The sequence below is a fragment of the Clostridium sp. CM037 genome (assembly GCF_055081095.1).
Genome location: NZ_CM143650.1, coordinates 2,520,118 through 2,539,452 on the forward strand (window position 1 = coordinate 2,520,118; position 19,335 = coordinate 2,539,452).

15 protein-coding genes and 1 pseudogene are annotated in these 19,335 nt (G+C 31.2%); 4 read left to right on the forward strand and 12 right to left on the reverse strand.

Features of this window, described 5'->3' with window-relative positions:
• Window positions 1–192 precede the first annotated feature (192 nt).
• Window positions 193–1,053 (forward strand): SDR family oxidoreductase, encoded by an 861-nt coding sequence (locus ACWJKP_RS12290; protein WP_165414195.1) that lies wholly within the window; start codon window positions 193–195, stop codon window positions 1,051–1,053.
• 161 nt (window positions 1,054–1,214) lie between these two features.
• On the opposite strand, the gene argH is transcribed toward ACWJKP_RS12290, so the two are convergent.
• The 7 genes from argH to ACWJKP_RS12325 all read right to left on the reverse strand — a co-directional run bounded on the left by argH (window position 1,215) and on the right by ACWJKP_RS12325 (window position 10,742).
• Window positions 1,215–2,528 (reverse strand): argininosuccinate lyase, encoded by a 1,314-nt coding sequence (gene argH, locus ACWJKP_RS12295; RefSeq protein ID WP_165414210.1) that lies wholly within the window; start codon window positions 2,526–2,528, stop codon window positions 1,215–1,217.
• A 41-nt stretch (window positions 2,529–2,569) separates the two neighbouring features.
• Entirely contained in the window at window positions 2,570–3,772 is a 1,203-nt protein-coding gene (locus ACWJKP_RS12300) for an argininosuccinate synthase (RefSeq protein WP_165414196.1), read from the reverse strand.
• A gap of 66 nt (window positions 3,773–3,838) precedes the next feature.
• A complete protein-coding gene (locus ACWJKP_RS12305; protein ID WP_165414197.1) occupies window positions 3,839–4,570 on the reverse strand; it encodes an amino acid ABC transporter ATP-binding protein in 732 nt (243 codons plus the stop codon).
• A 15-nt stretch (window positions 4,571–4,585) separates the two neighbouring features.
• Window positions 4,586–5,233 carry an amino acid ABC transporter permease gene (locus ACWJKP_RS12310; protein WP_462961192.1) on the reverse strand — a complete coding sequence of 216 codons (648 nt, stop codon included), beginning with the start codon at window positions 5,231–5,233 and terminating at the stop codon, window positions 4,586–4,588.
• Between the two features lie 15 nt (window positions 5,234–5,248).
• Window positions 5,249–6,040, reverse strand: a complete 792-nt coding sequence (locus ACWJKP_RS12315; protein ID WP_165414199.1) for an ABC transporter substrate-binding protein — start codon at window positions 6,038–6,040, stop codon at window positions 5,249–5,251.
• Window positions 6,041–6,386: 346 nt separating this feature from the next.
• Window positions 6,387–9,593, reverse strand: coding sequence for a carbamoyl-phosphate synthase large subunit (gene carB / locus ACWJKP_RS12320; protein WP_462961193.1), 3,207 nt, complete (start codon window positions 9,591–9,593; stop codon window positions 6,387–6,389).
• A 102-nt stretch (window positions 9,594–9,695) separates the two neighbouring features.
• Entirely contained in the window at window positions 9,696–10,742 is a 1,047-nt protein-coding gene (locus ACWJKP_RS12325) for a carbamoyl phosphate synthase small subunit (RefSeq protein WP_165414201.1), read from the reverse strand.
• Window positions 10,743–11,472: 730 nt separating this feature from the next.
• On the opposite strand from ACWJKP_RS12325, the gene ACWJKP_RS12330 reads away from it, so the two are divergent.
• Window positions 11,473–12,354, forward strand: a complete 882-nt coding sequence (locus ACWJKP_RS12330) for an FUSC family protein (protein ID WP_165414202.1) — start codon at window positions 11,473–11,475, stop codon at window positions 12,352–12,354.
• A gap of 104 nt (window positions 12,355–12,458) precedes the next feature.
• On the opposite strand, the gene ACWJKP_RS12335 is transcribed toward ACWJKP_RS12330, so the two are convergent.
• On the reverse strand, window positions 12,459–13,316 hold the full coding sequence (locus ACWJKP_RS12335; protein ID WP_165414203.1) for a DegV family protein: 858 nt from the start codon (window positions 13,314–13,316) through the stop codon (window positions 12,459–12,461).
• A 335-nt stretch (window positions 13,317–13,651) separates the two neighbouring features.
• On the opposite strand from ACWJKP_RS12335, the gene ACWJKP_RS12340 reads away from it, so the two are divergent.
• The gene (locus tag ACWJKP_RS12340) at window positions 13,652–14,497 is read left to right on the forward strand and encodes a hypothetical protein (protein ID WP_165414204.1); all 846 of its coding nucleotides are present in this window, start codon (window positions 13,652–13,654) and stop codon (window positions 14,495–14,497) included.
• A gap of 36 nt (window positions 14,498–14,533) precedes the next feature.
• On the opposite strand, the gene yfcE is transcribed toward ACWJKP_RS12340, so the two are convergent.
• Window positions 14,534–15,076, reverse strand: coding sequence for a phosphodiesterase (gene yfcE / locus ACWJKP_RS12345; protein WP_165414211.1), 543 nt, complete (start codon window positions 15,074–15,076; stop codon window positions 14,534–14,536).
• A gap of 25 nt (window positions 15,077–15,101) precedes the next feature.
• Window positions 15,102–16,604 carry a LexA family protein gene (locus ACWJKP_RS12350; protein ID WP_462961194.1) on the reverse strand — a complete coding sequence of 501 codons (1,503 nt, stop codon included), beginning with the start codon at window positions 16,602–16,604 and terminating at the stop codon, window positions 15,102–15,104.
• A gap of 239 nt (window positions 16,605–16,843) precedes the next feature.
• Between ACWJKP_RS12350 and pdaA the strand changes: the two genes are divergently transcribed.
• On the forward strand, window positions 16,844–17,737 hold the full coding sequence (pdaA, locus tag ACWJKP_RS12355) for a delta-lactam-biosynthetic de-N-acetylase (RefSeq protein WP_224578909.1): 894 nt from the start codon (window positions 16,844–16,846) through the stop codon (window positions 17,735–17,737).
• 108 nt (window positions 17,738–17,845) lie between these two features.
• On the opposite strand, the gene ACWJKP_RS12360 is transcribed toward pdaA, so the two are convergent.
• Window positions 17,846–18,292 (reverse strand): GNAT family N-acetyltransferase, encoded by a 447-nt coding sequence (locus tag ACWJKP_RS12360; protein WP_165414206.1) that lies wholly within the window; start codon window positions 18,290–18,292, stop codon window positions 17,846–17,848.
• A gap of 79 nt (window positions 18,293–18,371) precedes the next feature.
• Window positions 18,372–19,259, reverse strand: a pseudogene (locus ACWJKP_RS12365) (TraX family protein).
• Window positions 19,260–19,335 lie beyond the last annotated feature (76 nt).

Sequence of the window (19,335 nt, forward strand, 5' to 3'; positions counted from 1 at the left end):
AAAACACGAGCTTTGTTATATAGAACACTATCGCATTTATTTTATTGAACAATACTAGGAATCTAAAAGTGCGCTAAGCTTAATAATAATTATCGTTTTTAAGCTTAGTTGTTTTTTTCTTTGTTCATAAATTTAGTCACAGTTCAAATTATGTGATATTATAATTATGAAGAAAAAAACGAGGTGAGTTCAATGAAAAAAGTATTATTAACCGGCTCTAATGGTTTCTTAGCATCAAGATATTATACCTATTATAAAGATAAATACGATATAATTCCATTAGGACATACAGACTTAGATATAACAGACGAGAGGAAATCCTTAGAAATTATCCAGAAATTCAAACCTGATTACGTGATACATACTGCTGCCATCGCTGATACAGGTTTGTGTGAAAGAAATCCAGAACTTTCTTATGAAATAAATGTAAAAGGTTCAATTAACATTGCTAAAGCCTGTAGTTTAACAAAATCTAAATTAATATATTTAAGTTCCGAACAAATTTTTAATGGTAATTTTGAATCTGGACCATATAATGAAAATCACACTCCAACTCCAAATACCATTTATGGGAAACATAAACTTGAAGCTGAAAATGAATTAAAAGGAATTATTGATGAACTATGGATTTTAAGACTTACTTGGCTATTTGGATTCCCAGAAAAAAATTGCAGGGTAAATTCTAATATACTATGGAATGTTGTATCTTCTATTTTAAAGGATAAAAAAATGAAATTACCCTCAAATGAATTTAGAGGAATGACCTATGTTTATGATATAATAGCAAATTTTGATAAGATTTTTACTCTTCCATACGGAACTTATCACACTGGAAGCGAAAATAACTTAAGCACTTATGATATAGCTTTTCTCATATTAAAAGAAATTGGCTTAGATCATAAAGCAGGTAATTATTTAGAAAAAGATACCGAAAAATACAAAGAACATCCAAGGGACTTACGAATAAGTAATAGTAAATTGAAGAATTATGATATTGTTATGCCTAAGACTGAAGATGGCATTAAAAAGTGCCTTAAAGATTTCAACTATTAATTATCTACTAAAGTAGCTTTATCTACTAAAGTAGCTTTATCTACTAAAGTAGCTTTATCTACTAAAGTAGCCTTATCTACTAAAAAACACGTAACAGGTGGGATTCACCTGTTACGTGCCTTATATTTAAAAGGGGTATTCTGCCACCTCTAAGGATGTCTTTACATTTCTTTTTTTATACCTCGGCTTAATGTCTTTTCATAATCTATAAATTCATATACATCATTTTGGAATAAATCACTAAAACTTTTAAGTTCTTCTAAACTTAAATCTTCTATAGCCTTATGTTTTTTTTCACAATTTATAACTATAGCACCTATAACTCCATGGGCATCTCTAAAGGCTGCTCCTTTGCTTACAAGATAATCTGCAGCTTCCGTAGCATTTAGAAAACCTCTTTTAACTGCGTTATACATATTGTCTTTTTTAATTTTTAAAGTACTCAGCATTTCATTCATAACCTTTAAGCATTTTAAAACAGTGTCAACTGCATCAAAGAAAGGTTCTTTATCTTCCTGCATATCTTTATTATAGGCAAGTGGTATCCCTTTCATAGTGGTAAGGAGACTCATTAAATCTCCATATACTCTTCCAGTTTTCCCTCTTATTAGTTCTGCTGCATCTGGATTTCTTTTCTGTGGCATTATACTACTACCTGTGGAAAATTCATCGCTAATTTCAATAAAATTAAATTCTTTAGTACTCCATAAAATGAACTCTTCACTTAATCTACTAAGATGCATCATTATTATAGAAAAATGTGATAAAAGTTCTAATAAATAATCTCTATCACTTACTCCATCCATAAAATTATCTGCAGGTTTTTTTAACCCTAGCTCGCTTGTTGTAAAATTCCTATCTGTATCATAGGTTGTTCCTGCTAGCGCACAGCATCCAAGAGGATTTTCATCCATAATCTCTGTAGCACTTATAATTCTTTTCTTATCTCTACTTAGCATATTAAAGTACGCCATAATGTGCTGTTTAAAGGTTACCACCTGAGCTCTTTGCATATGTGTATAACCTGGCATTATAACCGCATTATCATTTCCAACTTTTTCAATAGTGTTTAAAATAAGGTCTAAATTATCAATAACTTCTAATGCTTTATATTTTGAATATAACCTCATATCCACTGCAACCTGATCATTTCGACTCCTTGCTGTATGGATCTTTTTACCTACATCCCCTACAAGTTTTGTAAGCTGTATTTCCATAAAACTGTGAATATCCTCATAATCACCTTCAATTTTTAGTTTTCCTTCTTGAATATCTGAAAGAATAAAATTCAGACCATTAACTATAGTCACGCTTTCCTCATTTGTTAAAATACTACATTTAGCAAGCATTTTAACATGAGCTATGCTGCCCATAATATCTTCATAATATAATCTTTTATCAAAGCTTAGAGAACTATTAAAGTCCTCCATAAGCTTGCTTTCTTTTTCCTTAAATCTTCCACCCCAAAGTTTCATATATTTCACCCACTCTTCCTTCGTAAATTTTGTAATTTTTCTTAGATACTATTTAAATTTTTATATGCTTTAATTTTGCTTGGTAATGAAAATAAGTTTATAAATCCCTCTGCATCCTTATGATCATATAAATCACTTGCTCCAAAGGAAGATATACCCGCGTCGTAAAGAGCATTAGGTGATTCTTTACCCGCTGACATGATATTTCCTTTATAAAGTTTTAGTTTAACAGTCCCTGTCACCGTTTCTTGAGTCTTATCTACAAATGCATCAAGGGCCTCCCTCATAGTACTAAACCAAAGTCCATTATATACTAATTCCCCATATTTTTGTGATACTAAGTATTTAAAGTGGAGTGTATCCTTGTCTAAAGTTATTTCCTCTAGTTCTTTGTGTGCCGCATAAAGTACAGCACCACCAGGAGTTTCATATATGCCTCTTGATTTCATTCCCACAAGTCTATTCTCGACTATATCTATAACTCCTATTCCATTTTCTCCACCAATTTTATTTAATGTTGAAACAACATCTATTGGCTCGAGTTCAATGCCGTTAATTTTGGTCGCAATTCCCTTTTCAAAATATATCTCTACATAAGTAGGCTCATCTTTAGCTTTTTCTGGAGGTGTAACCATAAGATACATATCTCTTTTATGCTCATTATTTAATTCTTCAATATCTCCACCTTCATGACTTGCATGCCATAAGTTCTGATCTACTGAATAGATTTTTTCCTTGGTAACTGATATTTCTATGCCTCTAGCATTAGCATAATCTATAGCATCTTCTCTTGATTTTATATCCCAAATTCTCCAAGGAGCAATAACCTTTATAGAAGGATCAATAGCTGCTATCCCAACTTCAAATCTAACTTGATCATTTCCCTTTCCGGTACATCCGTGACATATATATTTTGCCCCTTCTTTATGAGCGATTTCAACAAGTTTTTTAGCTATTAATGGTCTTGCAAATGCTGTGCCCAATAAATATGTTCCTTCGTATGCAGCATTCGCTTTAACTCCTTTAAACACGTATTCTTTTATGAATTCATCTGTTACGTTCTCAATATATATTTTTTGCGCTCCTGAACTTAAAGCCTTTTTCTCAATTGCCTTCATATCATCTTCTTGCCCAACATTAATGCAAGCTGCTACAACGTCCATATCATAGTTTTCCTTAAGCCAAGCTATTATTATAGAAGTATCTAATCCTCCTGAATACGCTAAAACCACTTTTTCTTTCATTTTAATATCCCCTTTCGATTTTGTTTCTTTTATGTTTTAATATATTTTTTATAAAATAGGTTATGCCTAAAGTATTTTATTTAAAAATTCCTTAGTCCGTTGCTCTTTAGGATTATTAAAAAATTCTTTTGGCGTTCCCTCTTCTACTATTTTTCCTCCATCCATGAAAATTACTCTATCTGCCACTTCCTGGGCAAACCCCATTTCATGAGTTACGACAACCATAGTCATGCCTTCTTTTGCAAGTCCCTTCATTACTCCTAAAACCTCTCCAACGAGCTCTGGGTCTAAAGATGATGTAGGTTCATCAAAGAGCATTATGTCAGGTCTCATAGCTAACGCTCTCGCTATAGCCACTCTCTGTTTTTGTCCTCCTGATAACTTCGATGGGTAATCATCTACTTTTTCTTTAAGACCTACCTTTTCTATAATTCCCGTCGCTCTCTTTAAAACTTCTTCTCTCGCCTCATGCTTAACGGTAATTGGAGCCTCTATAACATTTTGTAATACAGTCATATGATGGAACAAATTAAAGTTTTGGAATACCATTCCTACTTTTTCAATGGTGTTTCTCATATGCCTTTTATTTTTAATATCCAGCTTTTCTCCTTCAATGAAAACTTCTCCCATATTAGGCTGTTCGAGATGATTTAAACACCTTAAAAATGTGCTTTTCCCTGAACCAGAAGGCCCTAGTATAACTAGTACTTCTCCTTTTTTAACTGTTACATTTAAATTTTCAAATACTGTTAACGAGCCAAATTTCTTAGTTAAATTTTTAGTTTCTATCATATACATTCTGTATCACCTCTACTAATATACTGACAGTCTTTTTTCATAATATGAAAATACTGTAGTGAAAATTGTTGTCATTAAAAGATACAAGCATCCTGTTATAAAGAAAGCTTCCATAGGTCTAAAGCTCGAAGCATATAAAAGCTGCGCTGATCTCATAATTTCAACCATTGCTATAGTTGACACTAAGGAGGTATCCTTAAGCATTGTTATAAACTCATTACCTACAGATGGAATAATTATTTTAAAGGTTTGAGGTAACACCACTCTTTTCATAGTATCAAAATAAGTGAACCCGAGTGACCTGCAGGCTTCAAATTGGCCCTTATCAATTGAAAGTATTCCACCCCTTATTATTTCTGCCATGTATGCTCCTGCATTTAAGCTAAGTCCTATTAACGCTGCCTGAAAAGATGTAAATTTGATAGCTAAATAGGGCAAACCATAATAGAAAACAAATAATTGAAGCAGCATCGGTGTCCCTCTAAAGATCCAAGTATAAAAACCTGCTACAGTAGCCATTAACTTATTTTTTGAAAGCTTTAGTAGTGCTGTACCCATACCTATTAAACTTCCAAATACTAATGATATAAGAGTTAATTCCATAGTCATTAAACTTCCTTGTAATAATACCGGAAACATATCCTTTAAAACATTTATATCCATTCTTGTTCCTCCTAGCTATTTCTTATATGCGTCAAATCCAAACCATTTTTGCGAAAGCTTAGATAATGTTCCATCTGCTTCAAGTTCATTAAGTGCCTTTTGCACAGCTGTTCTTAATTCTTTATCTTCCTTTTTAAATCCAATTCCAATAGGTTCTTCACTAATTTTGTCAGTTAAAACCTCATACTCACCTGATTTTTTTGACACATAATATCCACCGACTTGAGCATCCATAATTACTGCATCTACTCTTCCTGATGATAATTCTTGGAAGGCTTCTGTAATTTTGTCATACTTTTTAACTTCTTTTAACCCTTTCATTGCAGAAGCTGCAGTATCTCCTGTAGACCCTAATTGACAAGCTGCCACCTTACCCTTTAAATCTTCCAATTTCTTTATTTTTGTATTTCCTTGTTTTATAGCCGCAACTTGTCCACCCATTACATAACTGTCTGAAAAATCTATACTTTCTTTTCTCTTATCCGTGATACTCATAGCTGAGAGTATTACATTAAATTTTGATGATGTAAGTGCCAAAAGTATTCCATTAAAATCTGTAGTAGTATACTCTGTTTCCACCCCTAATTTTTTCCCTATTTCATTTCCTAAATCCACATCAAATCCTACTAAATTATTTTTAGAATCTCTAAACTCCATCGGAGGATAAGAATCATCTAATCCTATAGTTAATTTGCCCGCTTTCTTAACCGCTTCTAAAGAATTAAGTTTTTCCTGTTTTTGACCACATCCCACAAGTAATACACCCGCTATAGTAACCGTTAATATAATTGACACGATCTTTTTCACTTTATCACTCCCCCATTTATAATTGCACTTATGAATATTTATGCATATACATGTATAGCATTTATTTTTTCTTACTTTTTATTGTTTAGTTGTTTTTAACTCTTATTATTGGTTTTACTGGTTTGTTTTTATTTATTATATGTTAATTCTCATAATAATGCAATACTTTTTTCTTATTATTTTATTCATTTTATATAATATTTATACAAGATATATAATAAACCCTTGCCAAACTAATTGATATTACTCATTTTTAGCAATATACACTTTTCGTTATAGCACAAACTAAAAAAAACACGTAACAGGTGGTATTACCTGTTACGTGTTTTTTTATAACTATTTTTTTCTAATCTACAATATTAAATACTCCTAAATCTGCACTCACAATATCTTTCTTCATAAGTTCCACAACTGCCTTTGCAGTATCCAATGAAGTAATAACTGAAATATTACTTTCAATAGCTGTTCTTCTAATTCTAAAACCATCTGTTTTCGAATCATTTCCTTTAGTAGGTGTATTTATCACTAAATCAACCTGCCTTTTCTTTATCACATCAATGATATTAGGGGCTCCATCCGTGATTTTTTTAACACCTAAGGCATCAATCCCATTATTTCTTAATAACTTAGCCGTACCTTTCGTCGCTATAAATTTATAATTCAATTCATTAAACTCCTTTGCAATATGCAAAAACTCTTCGTAATCCTGCGGATTTATCGTTGCCAAGATAACTCCTTTTTCTTTTTCAACCTTCATTCCAGACGCTACAAACCCTTTATATAGAGCTTCTTCAAAGTTTCTTCCTATTCCAAGCACCTCTCCTGTGGATCTCATTTCCGGCCCAAGGCACACCTCAACCTCTGGAAGTTTTTGAGTTGAAAATACCGGAACCTTAACTGACACCAACTCCGCTTCTTTATAAACTCCATTACCATACCCTAAATTTTTTAATTTTTCTCCCAGCATTACCCTTGTGGCAAGCTCTACGATCGGCACTTTGCTAACCTTACTAATGTACGGAACCGTTCGGCTAGCTCTTGGATTAGCCTCTATTATATACAATTCACTTTTAAATTCTATAAATTGAATATTAATCATGCCTATCACTTCGAGTCCTATTGCTATCTTCTTAGTGTATTCTAATATCTTTTCTTTTATAGCATATGATATATTTCGACTTGGATATATTGTAATACTGTCTCCAGAGTGAATTCCTGCTCTCTCTAAGTGTTCCATAATGCCCGGTATTAATATTTCCTCACCGTCACAAATAGCATCAACTTCTATTTCTCTACCCAATAAATATCTATCTATTAAAACAGGATTTTTCTTATCTTTATCAAATGCATTCTTTAAATAATGCTCCAATTCTTTTTCCGAATAAGTTATTTCCATTCCCCGTCCACCTAATACATACGACGGCCTAACCAAAACCGGATAACCTATGTTTTCAGCCTCTTCTAATCCTTGTTTTAAATTCCAAACAGCTTTCCCCTTTGGTCTATTTATATTTAACTCTTCCAAAAGCGCATCGAATTTTTCTCTATCCTCCGCTACGTCCATTTGCTCAGGCTTAGTTCCATATATAGATATGTTTTTTTTCTTCAAGAATTTAGCAAGTTTAATAGCGGTCTGACCTCCAAATTGAAGTATAACCCCATCAGGATTTTCTTTTTCAACAATATTAAATACTTCTTCTTCTGTTAATGGTTCAAAATATAATTTGTCCGAAATATTAAAGTCCGTACTTACTGTTTCCGGATTGTTATTTACTATTATAGTTTCAATCCCCAACTTTCTAAGAGCAATTACACTATGAACAGATGCATAGTCAAACTCAATGCCCTGCCCTATCCTTATAGGCCCCGACCCTATTACCATAACCTTCTTTCTATCACTTATCTCTACCTCATCATATTCATCATAAGTCGAATAGTAATATGGTGATAATGCTTCAAATTCCCCTCCGCATGTATCTACCATCTTATAGACAGGTTTAATATTCCATATATTTCTCAGCTCATAAATTACATTTGGATTCACCTCTAATAAATCCGCAATACCTTTATCCGAAAATCCCTTTTTCTTTAATAAAAGCAACCAATCTTTATTCATACCTTGCACTGACGTCTTTTTTATCTTTTCCTCTTCATCCACTATCCACTTAATTTTATTTACAAAGAGTTTATCTATTCCTGTAATTTCCGAAACCTTTTCCACCATATAATCACGCCTAAGCATTTCAGCCAAATGAAATATTCTCTCATCATCAGGAGCCATCACCCTTTTCTTTAATTCATTTAAACTTTTTAGCGCTAGGCAGTCGTATTGCAATGAATACTTCTCTATTTCTAAAGAGCGAATTCCTTTTAGTAGAGCCGCTTCAAAATTGCTTCCAATTGACATTATTTCACCTGTAGCCATCATCTTCGTACCTAAAGCCCTATTCGCACCCTCAAACTTATCAAAAGGCCATCTAGGAATTTTAACTACCACATAATCCAGCGAAGGTTCAAAACAGGCATAGGTTTTTTGCGTTACTGCATTTTTTATCTCATCTAGTGCATATCCTAGCGCTATTTTCGCCGCTACTTTAGCAATAGGATATCCCGTAGCCTTCGAAGCTAGCGCAGACGATCTACTCACCCTCGGATTAATTTCTATAACTGCGTACTCAAAACTTTTGGGATCAAGCGCAAGTTGAACATTACATCCACCCTCTATTCCTACACTATTAATAATATCAATAGATGCACTTCTAAGCATCTGGTATTCTCTATCAGAAAGAGTTTGGCTTGGCGCTACAACAATACTATCTCCAGTATGTACTCCTACAGGATCTACATTTTCCATATTACATATGGTGATGCAATTGCCATTTCCGTCCCTCATAACTTCATACTCTATTTCTTTCCACCCTTTAATACTCTTTTCTAAAAGAACTTGCCCTATAGAGCTTAACTGCAATCCCAGCTCTAGGATTTCAATTAGTTGCCCCTCTGACTCGGCAATTCCACCCCCACTTCCTCCCATAGTATATGCAGGTCTTACAATTACGGGATATCCCATTTCACTTGCAAATCTTAATCCTCCTGCTATATCTGTAGCAATCGCGCTTTCCACTACCGGTTGATCAATTTCCTGCATAAGATTTCTAAAAAGTTCTCTATCTTCACCTTTTTTTATCGCTTCTATCGAGGTTCCAATTACTCTCACATTATATTTTTCTAAAATTCCATTATCAAATAGTTCAACCGCTAAATTAAGTCCCGTTTGCCCGCCCATACCTGCAAGTATACTGTCCGGCCTCTCCTTATCAATAACCTTCTCCAAAAATTCTATAGTTAAAGGTTCTATATAAACTTTATCAGCAACTTCTTTATCAGTCATTATAGTTGCCGGATTACTATTCACAAGTACAACTTCTACACCTTCCTCTTTCAACGCTTGACAAGCTTGCGTTCCAGAATAATCAAATTCCGCCGCTTGCCCTATTATTATCGGCCCTGACCCAACTACTAATACTTTTTTAATGCTTTTATCTAATGGCATACGAATCCCCCTATATGTTATTTCTTCTTAAATTCTATTTATGTATCCTAATTTCATTAGTTCTTAACTTTCCTTCTCAACTTTCAGTTTTAAATATCTAACCTATATCAGCGACAGAAATTTATCAAAAATAGCATCTATATCTTTAGGCCCCGGACAAGCCTCCGGATGGAACTGTACGCTAAGTATCGGTAGTTTTTTATGTCTCATTCCTTCTATCGTTCCATCATTTACACTTACATGCGTAACCTCCATATCTTCCGGCAGTTTACTCACATAATATCCGTGGTTTTGCGATGTAATATAAACCTTATTCTCTTCTACATCTTTAACTGGATGATTACACCCTCTATGACCAAACTTAAGTTTTTCAGTTTTTCCGCCAAGGGCTAACGCTAAAAGTTGATGCCCTAGGCAAATTCCAACTATAGGTTTTTTACCTATAATCTCTCCCAACATCTTGATCACTTCTTGCAAATCCTCCGGGTCCCCAGGTCCATTCGATAAAAATACTAGATCAGGGTTAAGCTTTAATATTTCTTCCGATTTCTCGCATGCAGGAAATATTGTTAATTTGCAATTTCTCGCAATAAACGAGCGAAGTATATTTTCCTTTATTCCAAAATCTATAATAGCCACATGTCGTCCCGTGCCCTCAATCGTGTAGCGCTCTTTCGTTGTAACTTTCATCACCGCATCGTTATTATTAAAACTCGCAAATTTTTGATTTATTTCAATTTTAGTAAGTTCCTTTGTAGCAATAATACCTTTCATGGTCCCGTTATTTCTAAGTATTTTTGTTAATGCCCTTGTATCAATTCCTTCGAGTCCTATTATTTTATTTTGTTTAAAGTATGCTTCCAAATCCATTTCGCATCTAAAGTTATTAGGATAATCACATTTTTCTCTAACAATGAACCCCTTTACCTTCGGATACTTTGACTCTACATCCTCCAAATTAATTCCATAATTCCCGATGAGCGGATACGTCATTGTCACTATTTGTCCATAATAAGATGGGTCCGTTAAAACTTCTTCATATCCAGTCATACCCGTATTAAAAACTACTTCCCCAACATTTTCTTCTAAACACCCAAATATATCGCCTTCAAATATTATTCCATTCTCTAAAATCAACTTACCCTTCATACTAAATCCTCCTTAGTAAAACTAAAAATTTTCTCTAATTAATAAAAGACATCTATGAATATTTATTCATTTTCATGCATATTATATGTTTTCTAATATATATATATGTTTTCAAAGTTACTATTAGCCATATTCCCCATACATACTGGCTTAATTCTATTTATTATATATTTTTTTTTATAATATTGCAATGTTTTTTCTAATTTTATTATTCATTTAGTATAATATTTATGCACAATAAAAATCAAGTGCTTTCCATATTAATTGGTTTTGCTCATTTTTATTAAAAAATCATTATGTTTTTTCAATAAAATAAAGGATAACAGAGAGATTATTTAAATAATCTCTCTGTTATCCTTTATTAATATATTAATAGCATTTATTAACAAAATAGAAAATAAATCTATAGTATTATTCTTAATATTATTAATTGTGTTATATTTAATAGTATTAAATTCAAAATTGACAGAACAAAAAACACATGCCATAATTAACTATACTCCTTCCTAGTCTCACAGGACTAATTTAAAAGTGTACTTTACTTTTATTTGTAATTTTTATGTTTTATAATTTCTTTCTATTTTAATTTAAATTTTATTATTTGTCAATGTATAAATGTAATTTTAGGTTGCAAGTTTATTCATACTTTATAACTTATTCTATACATCTATCACTAATTCTAATTCACTAAACTATATCTACCCTACAGAATAAAACAGGAGGCAACAGTGTGCAAAAAATAGGAATGAGAAATATAAAGACTGCAATTTCAGTTTTTTTATGTATAATTATACTAAGAGCTTTTCATAATACATTTCCCTTTTATGCATGTATAGCTGCTGTAATAACAATGCAAAGTGCTGTACATGATTCCTTTACTGCTGGTAAAAACAGAATGATTGGTACTATTGTAGGTGCAATTTGGGGATTAATATTCACACTTATAAGTCCTAACAATGTATTTCTTACCAGCATTGGAATAATATTCGTAATTTATTCTTTGAATCTTCTTAATAGAAAAAAGTCTATTATAATTGCATGCGTAGTTTTTTTAGCAATAATGACGAATCTTAAACAAGGCACTCCTCTATTTTATAGTTTAAGTAGGGTTGAAGAAACTCTTATCGGTATTTTTGTATCAGTTTCAGTAAACTATCTTATATTCCATCGTAAATACTTAGATAACTTACATAGGGATGCAGAAAATCTAACCCATAATGTTTTTATAATTTCTAAAGAGATGATTAATTTCAATACAGATATTAATCTTTCTAGTTTAAACATCCAAATATCCAAATTGGAAAAATCATTAGACTCATACTTAAGTGAAATACAAAGTGAGAATGTTGAAAGCCACCATATACTTAAAATTAACAAAGTCATAGATACTTCTAAAACTGCTTATAATCACCTAGTTATACTAAAGTCTTTAACCTTTACGCCTTCTCATTCTAATTGTTATATCAACGAGAGTAACTGTATTAGAATAAATGAATTATTTAATGAAAATATGTTTAGTTACCCGTACATTAGTAATGATATAAACATAGTATTTAACTTTCACCTTCAAAATTTAATTGAAACTTTAACTATTTCAAAAAAAATATACTAAAAAGACTACTTAAAAACATAACTTACTAAGTGTATCTCGTGTTTTATTCAAATTATTTTATAAGCAAAGCCGTACTATATATACACAATACGGCTTTACTTAATTTATAAATCTGTCTTTGTATAATAAACAATACCTAATGCACCAGGTCCAACATGAGTTCCTATTACAGGACCAATTGGAGCTATGTCTATTTTTTTTCCTATACATTCTTCGACTTTTTTTGCAAAAGCCCGTGCTCCTTCAACATCATTTATGTGATGAATCATTACCTCTCCAAGTCCATGTTTTGTTATGTCCTCAATGAATTTATCAATCATAGTTTGTATTGCACGTTTTTTAGTCCTTACTTTATTAAATAATTCTGTTTTTCCATCCACTACGGTAAGAATAGGTTTGATTTGAAAAATAGTACCTAACAGTGCACTTGCACCACCTATTCTGCCACCTTTTTTTAGATACTCTAAATTATCAGGAATAAACATAAATCTACTTCTTTTTATATTGTTTTTTACTATATCAACTACTTCATTTATTGATTTTCCTTGTTGCGACGCAATCGCCGCTGTTAAGGCTGCAAAGCCTAATTGCATGCAATTGGATCTAGAATCTATAATCTCAATTAGTGCATTTGGGTAGTTTTCAAGAATCATACTTTTTGCAAGGCATGCATTTGAATAAGTTCCACTCATGTCTGAAGAAAGGAAAACACCAACCACTTCATTATTATCTCTTACCTGATTTTCTATCATATTGTACATTTCCACAAGCGATGGTTGTGATGAAGTAGGAATACTTAAGTTCTTATCTAGTTTTTCGTAAAAACTTTCATTTTCAATAAGGGTTTCTTTGAACTCCTTATTTCCAAAAATAACACTTAATGAAACTATCGAAATATCATATTTTTTCCTTAAATCCTCACTTATATATGAGGTACTATCAGTGACTATTTTTACCGCCATTATACATCCCTCACTTATTAATTTTAATTATATTATACTACAGTCTTGTTCTAAACAAAATCAATCTTTATATTACATTATAAACACAATAACTGTAATATATTTCACAAAATATTAAATTACTTTAAACTCCTACAAATAGCACTCAGATACCTCTTAATATGTTATAATTATAATATAAAAAGTAGGTGGTGTAAATAATTTAGTAAACTGTGTCAGTTGATAAATAATTTTTAAAATTAAAGCTTTGATAGAATCAATATAAAATAAAGGGAGGTGCTGCAAAAATATAGGTTACCCGATAAATTTCTACCTATATTGGCAAGCAGAAAAATATGAATAAAGAGGACCTAGTAAATAATGAAAATAATGAAAATAATGAAATTATAAATAATTTGTATTCAAACAAAAATATTCCTGAAAAACCTGACTCTAAAACTGACAATAGTGAAGTTGCTAAGTTAAAAGATGATGAGGAAAGTGAAAAATACATAAAAGAAATGCATGAGTTAGCAGACAAAAACGAGTTTAAGAACAATGCGGTTGTTTTAGGACTTGGTATAGTTATAGTATCTATAATTATATTTTCTATTTTTATGAACACCTCATTCATGAAACCCAAAGCAGATGTAGCTACCATTAAATCAGTCCAAAAAAACCCCAATGCTAGCCCATCTACTAAAGCTCCTGAAGTTACTGAAACTACTAAACCTGACACCATTAACCCTACCGTAACTTCAACTAAAATTTATGAATATTTAAATATAGACGCAAATAGAACATCTGTCCTAAAAAAAGCAATTACTTTAAATAGTGGAAATCAAAAGGGTGTTACTGTATGTCTCTTATCAGAGATTTTGAGAATTAATTCCATTGCTATCCCTGCGAATACAACAACAGTAAAGGGATTAATGGAATCTTTAACTTCTATGGACTGGAAAAAGAATACTGACTTCACTAAATTAAAAAAAGGTGATATATGTTTCACTACAGATATGCCAGAAAGTCCTGGTACGCCTTCCCATGCCTATGTATTTATGGGTTGGGTAAAAGATGGTAAAACTGATTATGCCTATGTATGTGATGGTCAACTTGAAGTATTTGATAGTATACTTCATAAACGAAATCTATCTGTTACAACTACAACAAAGGATCAATTTAGCTTTTTTCTTAGAAAATAAAAAATAATACCTCAGGGCACCCTGAGGTATTATTTTTTATAATTTTATTTCTTTTATAACAGCGCCATCTAAATCTTTTATTTGAAATAAATCATCTTTGAGTATTGCATAAGAATTAGGGTTATTTTCCTTAGGTAAAGATACCGAGCCAGGATTTAACACATATATTTTATTGTGTTTTTTAGCTACAGGGACATGCGTGTGTCCAAATACCATAACATCATTTTCACTTAGTTCGGGCAAATTATCCTCATTATATATGTGCCCATGAGTCAAAAATAATCTTCGATTATTGCATAATATTATAGAATAATCAGACATCATAGGATACTCAATAATCATTTGATCCACCTCACTATCACAGTTCCCTCTAACAGCTATTATTTTATCTTTATATTCGTTTAAGAGACTAGCTACTAATTGTGGATTGTAATCCTTTGGCAATTGATTTCTTGGGCCATGATATAACACATCTCCTAAAAGCACTATATAACCCGCTCCCTCTTCTTTATACCGCTCTATAGCCTTTTTAAGATAGTATAAAGAACCATGGATATCGGAAATAAAAAATATCTTCATCATAACTTAGCTCCTTTCAAATAGATTAATTTTCATGCTTTATAATTCCTATAGCTACTCCTAAAATGTATGTATCTTCACTATCTACTACAATAGGCTGATATTTTTCATTCTCTGGCATAAGTAATATTCTATCTTTGTTTATAGAAAGTCTCTTTAAAGTAGCATTTCCGCCTATGTCAACTGCTACGATATCCTTATTATTTGCAGCTTGTTCCTGCCGTATTACTACATAATCTCCATTATTAATGTGAGCCCCAATCATACTGTCACCTTTAACCTTTAAAATGAATGGGTTTTTTACTCCCTTTAACCAATATTTCGGGATATAAAATTTACCTTCCATTTCAGAATTAATAAGCATAGGTTCGCCTGCTGCTATATCACTATACACGGGTAGCTCCAATAATTCCTCATTTATATACTCATAGTTGCCTTTTTCATCATTTACTATAATATCTGATCTTCTACTATAATCCCTCATAAACTCATATGCTCTGTTATGTCTTATATCACAATACTTAAAGTTCTCAAGTGAATTAATATCCAAGTTTTTGCTTGTTATTTCATCACACTTTTTTTGGAGCTTTTCTTGTGTTTTATAGTATTTTTTGAATGAATAAGACTTTACTTTTTCTCCTAGCGGTTTAGTATTAACTCTTTTGCCTTTCATCATCCATGAATTAGAATTGTGTGGTCTATCCACATCAAGAAGAAACACCATGTTCGAATAAGATTTTTCATTAAATAATGCATTAATAAAATCCACTTGTATCTTAGTTAAATTATTACTTTTGTCAATTATGATATGAGAATACCTGCCCACTGTAGTCGTTTGTGCCATTCGCAGAGCATATATATTAATATCTTCATTGTCAACTAAACCCTCTGATTTAAGCTTTTCATTATACGTGATCATAAGTTGAAATATTGCTTTCCTAGCAGTTGAATTTTTAAGAATTCTTTGAGGTCCTTGTCCTTTTTCGCATTTTCTTCCTCTTCTATTTACATGCAAATACAAATCAGCTTTTAAGTAATTGCAACTTTTTATCCACTTTACTTCTTCTATAAAAAATTGAGCATAATCTGTATGTAATATTCTTAGTCTTGGATAAATATTTTTAATTTCTAATATGCAATCTTTCATAATGCTATTTTTTTTATCATTATGAAAGATTATTTTATTTTTTAATTTATGCTTGTTTTTATATTTAATAAAATATCTATGTAAAATACTTTCTAATGTAACCACATGAAAGTTTCTTTCACTATTAGAAAATAGACTTAAATAATCTAACCTAGTTTCTTCTTCTGCTCTGTTATATATATTTTCAATATAATTTATGTCTTCATCCTTAGATGCTAACATTAATATTTTATCCTCTTCATATAAACAATAGTTATTTTTTAAATAAAGACTTCTATAAATGGCTGCTGTCGTTTTACCTGAACCTTGAATTCCTCTAATTAAGCTATATCTTGAGGGTTTGATATGAATCATTTTTTGTTGCTCTAAACTTAATTCCATTTAATCGCCTCCACTGTAGACATACTAATAGTATACAATAATAATAACCTGAAAGTAAAATTTTTATGAAATTGTAACTTCAAAATGTCGTGAAGATATATTTATGGGAATATTAATAAAAATTACTAATTATGTAACATTAGATTCAAGAATATCTACACACATCTACTGAGCATACTAAGTTATATATTAATCTATCTAAATAAAATAAACTAGAGGTGATTGTTCTGAAAGGAAAGATGTTAAGTATTATTGTTTCTTCAATGTTTTTTGTTAACTCTTTTTCAAGTGTTGCTTATAGCAAAGATTTAGGCAATATTTCAATTAAAGACTCAAACAATGGATATTATAATAATCAAGGTTCAAAAACACCTAGCATAGTAAATTTTTTCAAAAGTGTCTTTAGTATTACTAAGGCCTATACTGGATTAAGCACTAAAGAATATAATTGGTATTTCCAACCACGTAATGACAATAATCCACCTGAGGGACCTAAAGAAACCAAAGGCTTTATATCAAAGTATGGATGTTATCATTTAGGAGATACATCGAAAAAGATATTATATCTAACTTTTGATGAGGGTTATGAAGCTGGATATACCGCTCCAATTTTAGATGTTTTAAAAAAGCATAATGTAAAAGCAGCATTTTTCGTTGTAAAACCCTATATTACTTCTAACCCAGAATTAATTAAAAGAATGGTAGCCGAGGGGCACTTAGTATGCAACCATAGTAATCACCACCCTTCAATGGCTTCTATAAAGGATGAAGATAAATTCAAAAAAGAATTATCTGATGTAGAAGAAGCATTTGAAAATATTACTCATAAAAAGATGTCTAAGTATTTTAGACCTCCGATGGGGAAATATAGTGAGTTATCCTTACAATATACTCAAAACTACGGATATAAAACCATATTCTGGAGTTTCGCTTATATGGATTGGCTTACTGACAAACAACCATCCCATGAAGCTGCAAAAAAACGTATTATGCAAAGAACCCACAATGGTGGAATTATGTTACTACATGCAGTGTCAAAAACCAATGCTGAAATATTAGATGATGTAATTACCGAATGGGAAAGCAAAGGCTATGAACTAAAAAGCTTAGATGAATTGCCTGCTAAACATTAAAAAATTATATATTTTCTATAACTTAAATTAAACCCTATATATATAGATAGGGTTTAATTTATTTTTTATAAAAAGGACTATTAAGATGAGGCTGATGCTGAAATGTCGTTAAAGCTTTTTATATAACATTTCTATATGTGGAATGTTATCTTCCAAATATACCTCAGAAACCCTCACAAACCCTAAACTCGAATAAAAATTTATTAAATACTCTTGTGCTCCAATCCTAATTGCCTTCTCATTTAAATTATTCTCGATAAATCCTATTGCTCTTAGCATCATTTGTTTTGCTAAACCTTTACCACGATATTTTTTATCAGTTAAGACCCTTCCTATAGATATCTCATTATAAGAAACACCTTTTTCTAAAATCCTTAGGTAAACAATGATTTGCCCATTTTCTTTTGCAAATAAATGATAAGATTTATTATCTTTACCATCACACTCCTCATAAATGCATTGCTGCTCTATAACAAAGACTTCACTTCTAAGTTTTAAAATTTCATATACTTCTTCACCACTTAGTTCATTAAATTTTTTTATTTCCCAGTTCATACTTCTTAACCCTCCTTTTCTTCATGTTATCTTTCTAATAATTTCTTTGTGTATTCATTATTGATATTATAATAATGTTTTACGCAAAGATTTTTATTAATCCTATTACTAATAAATGTACTGGATAAAAAGCATAAAAAAAGTATTTTAAATCTTTACCCTTCTTATCATTATACCTAAATATAAAAATTAATGCTAATAGGGATAATGCTTGATTAAACCAAACTAGCTCTATTGTCGTTACTGAAAATTCGTACATATAGAATAATATTTGTGATGCATTAAATAATACATATACACCAATCTGAGATATAATTGTTTTAATCTTACTATCTCTAAAAACGTAAAATGCAAGAAACATAGCAACTCCATAAATTCCGTAATCCGCATGAAACATTTCAGTTGTTAGTCCCATTGCTACTGCAAATACTATTTTACCAAATTTAGACTCACTTTTATCTCATTTATCTATTACCAATAATCCATATGCTAATGTAAAGAAAATATTTAAATGTGGATCTGGACTTCCTATAAAAAATCTTACAAAATCAGAGAAACTCTGTATACTAAACTGTTCCCCAAAAGCTAATGAAAATTGTATTTGTGATACAACTGCAAATATTAATAATCTTCGTAAAGATTTAGAAAATGATTTTGTTTTAGAATATCCTACAACAATTAAATAAGCGAATATAGGAAATGATAATCTCCCTATCATTCTTAGAATTATAACCTCTGGGAAAAGTGCTGCCCCTACTTGGTCAATTAACATTAATAAAATTGCAATAACTTTTAACATGCTGGTTGTCATCAATCCCCCCATAATTAGTTTTTCATTTAACGACATTTCAGAAGGAAGTCTCCCACTTCTATAAGAGGGAGTTACATACCCTAACAAACAGAAAATTTCAGGGGGAGTATAAAGCCCCTTCTGAAGTGTTAATTTATCCTCTGCGAAGCTATGCATCTCCTATGGAGATGTTGCAGCTCCGCAGGAGATGATTTAACTATATTTATAAATGATACCATTTATTTCATGTTTT

Excerpts from the sequence above, each read along its gene's own strand:
- ACWJKP_RS12335 (WP_165414203.1), bottom strand. The coding sequence starts at position 13,316 with ATGGCGGTAAAAATAGTCACTGATAGTACCTCATATATAAGTGAGGAT.
- carB (WP_462961193.1), bottom strand. The coding sequence starts at position 9,593 with ATGCCATTAGATAAAAGCATTAAAAAAGTATTAGTAGTTGGGTCAGGG.
- ACWJKP_RS12305 (WP_165414197.1), bottom strand. The coding sequence starts at position 4,570 with ATGTATATGATAGAAACTAAAAATTTAACTAAGAAATTTGGCTCGTTA.
- ACWJKP_RS12310 (WP_462961192.1), bottom strand. The coding sequence starts at position 5,233 with ATGGATATAAATGTTTTAAAGGATATGTTTCCGGTATTATTACAAGGA.
- ACWJKP_RS12350 (WP_462961194.1), bottom strand. The coding sequence starts at position 16,604 with ATGGAATTAAGTTTAGAGCAACAAAAAATGATTCATATCAAACCCTCA.
- ACWJKP_RS12360 (WP_165414206.1), bottom strand. The coding sequence starts at position 18,292 with ATGAACTGGGAAATAAAAAAATTTAATGAACTAAGTGGTGAAGAAGTA.
- ACWJKP_RS12340 (WP_165414204.1), top strand. The coding sequence starts at position 13,652 with ATGAATAAAGAGGACCTAGTAAATAATGAAAATAATGAAAATAATGAA.
- yfcE (WP_165414211.1), bottom strand. The coding sequence starts at position 15,076 with ATGAAGATATTTTTTATTTCCGATATCCATGGTTCTTTATACTATCTT.
- argH (WP_165414210.1), bottom strand. The coding sequence starts at position 2,528 with ATGAAACTTTGGGGTGGAAGATTTAAGGAAAAAGAAAGCAAGCTTATG.
- ACWJKP_RS12290 (WP_165414195.1), top strand. The coding sequence starts at position 193 with ATGAAAAAAGTATTATTAACCGGCTCTAATGGTTTCTTAGCATCAAGA.
- pdaA (WP_224578909.1), top strand. The coding sequence starts at position 16,844 with ATGTTAAGTATTATTGTTTCTTCAATGTTTTTTGTTAACTCTTTTTCA.
- ACWJKP_RS12325 (WP_165414201.1), bottom strand. The coding sequence starts at position 10,742 with ATGAAGGGTAAGTTGATTTTAGAGAATGGAATAATATTTGAAGGCGAT.
- ACWJKP_RS12300 (WP_165414196.1), bottom strand. The coding sequence starts at position 3,772 with ATGAAAGAAAAAGTGGTTTTAGCGTATTCAGGAGGATTAGATACTTCT.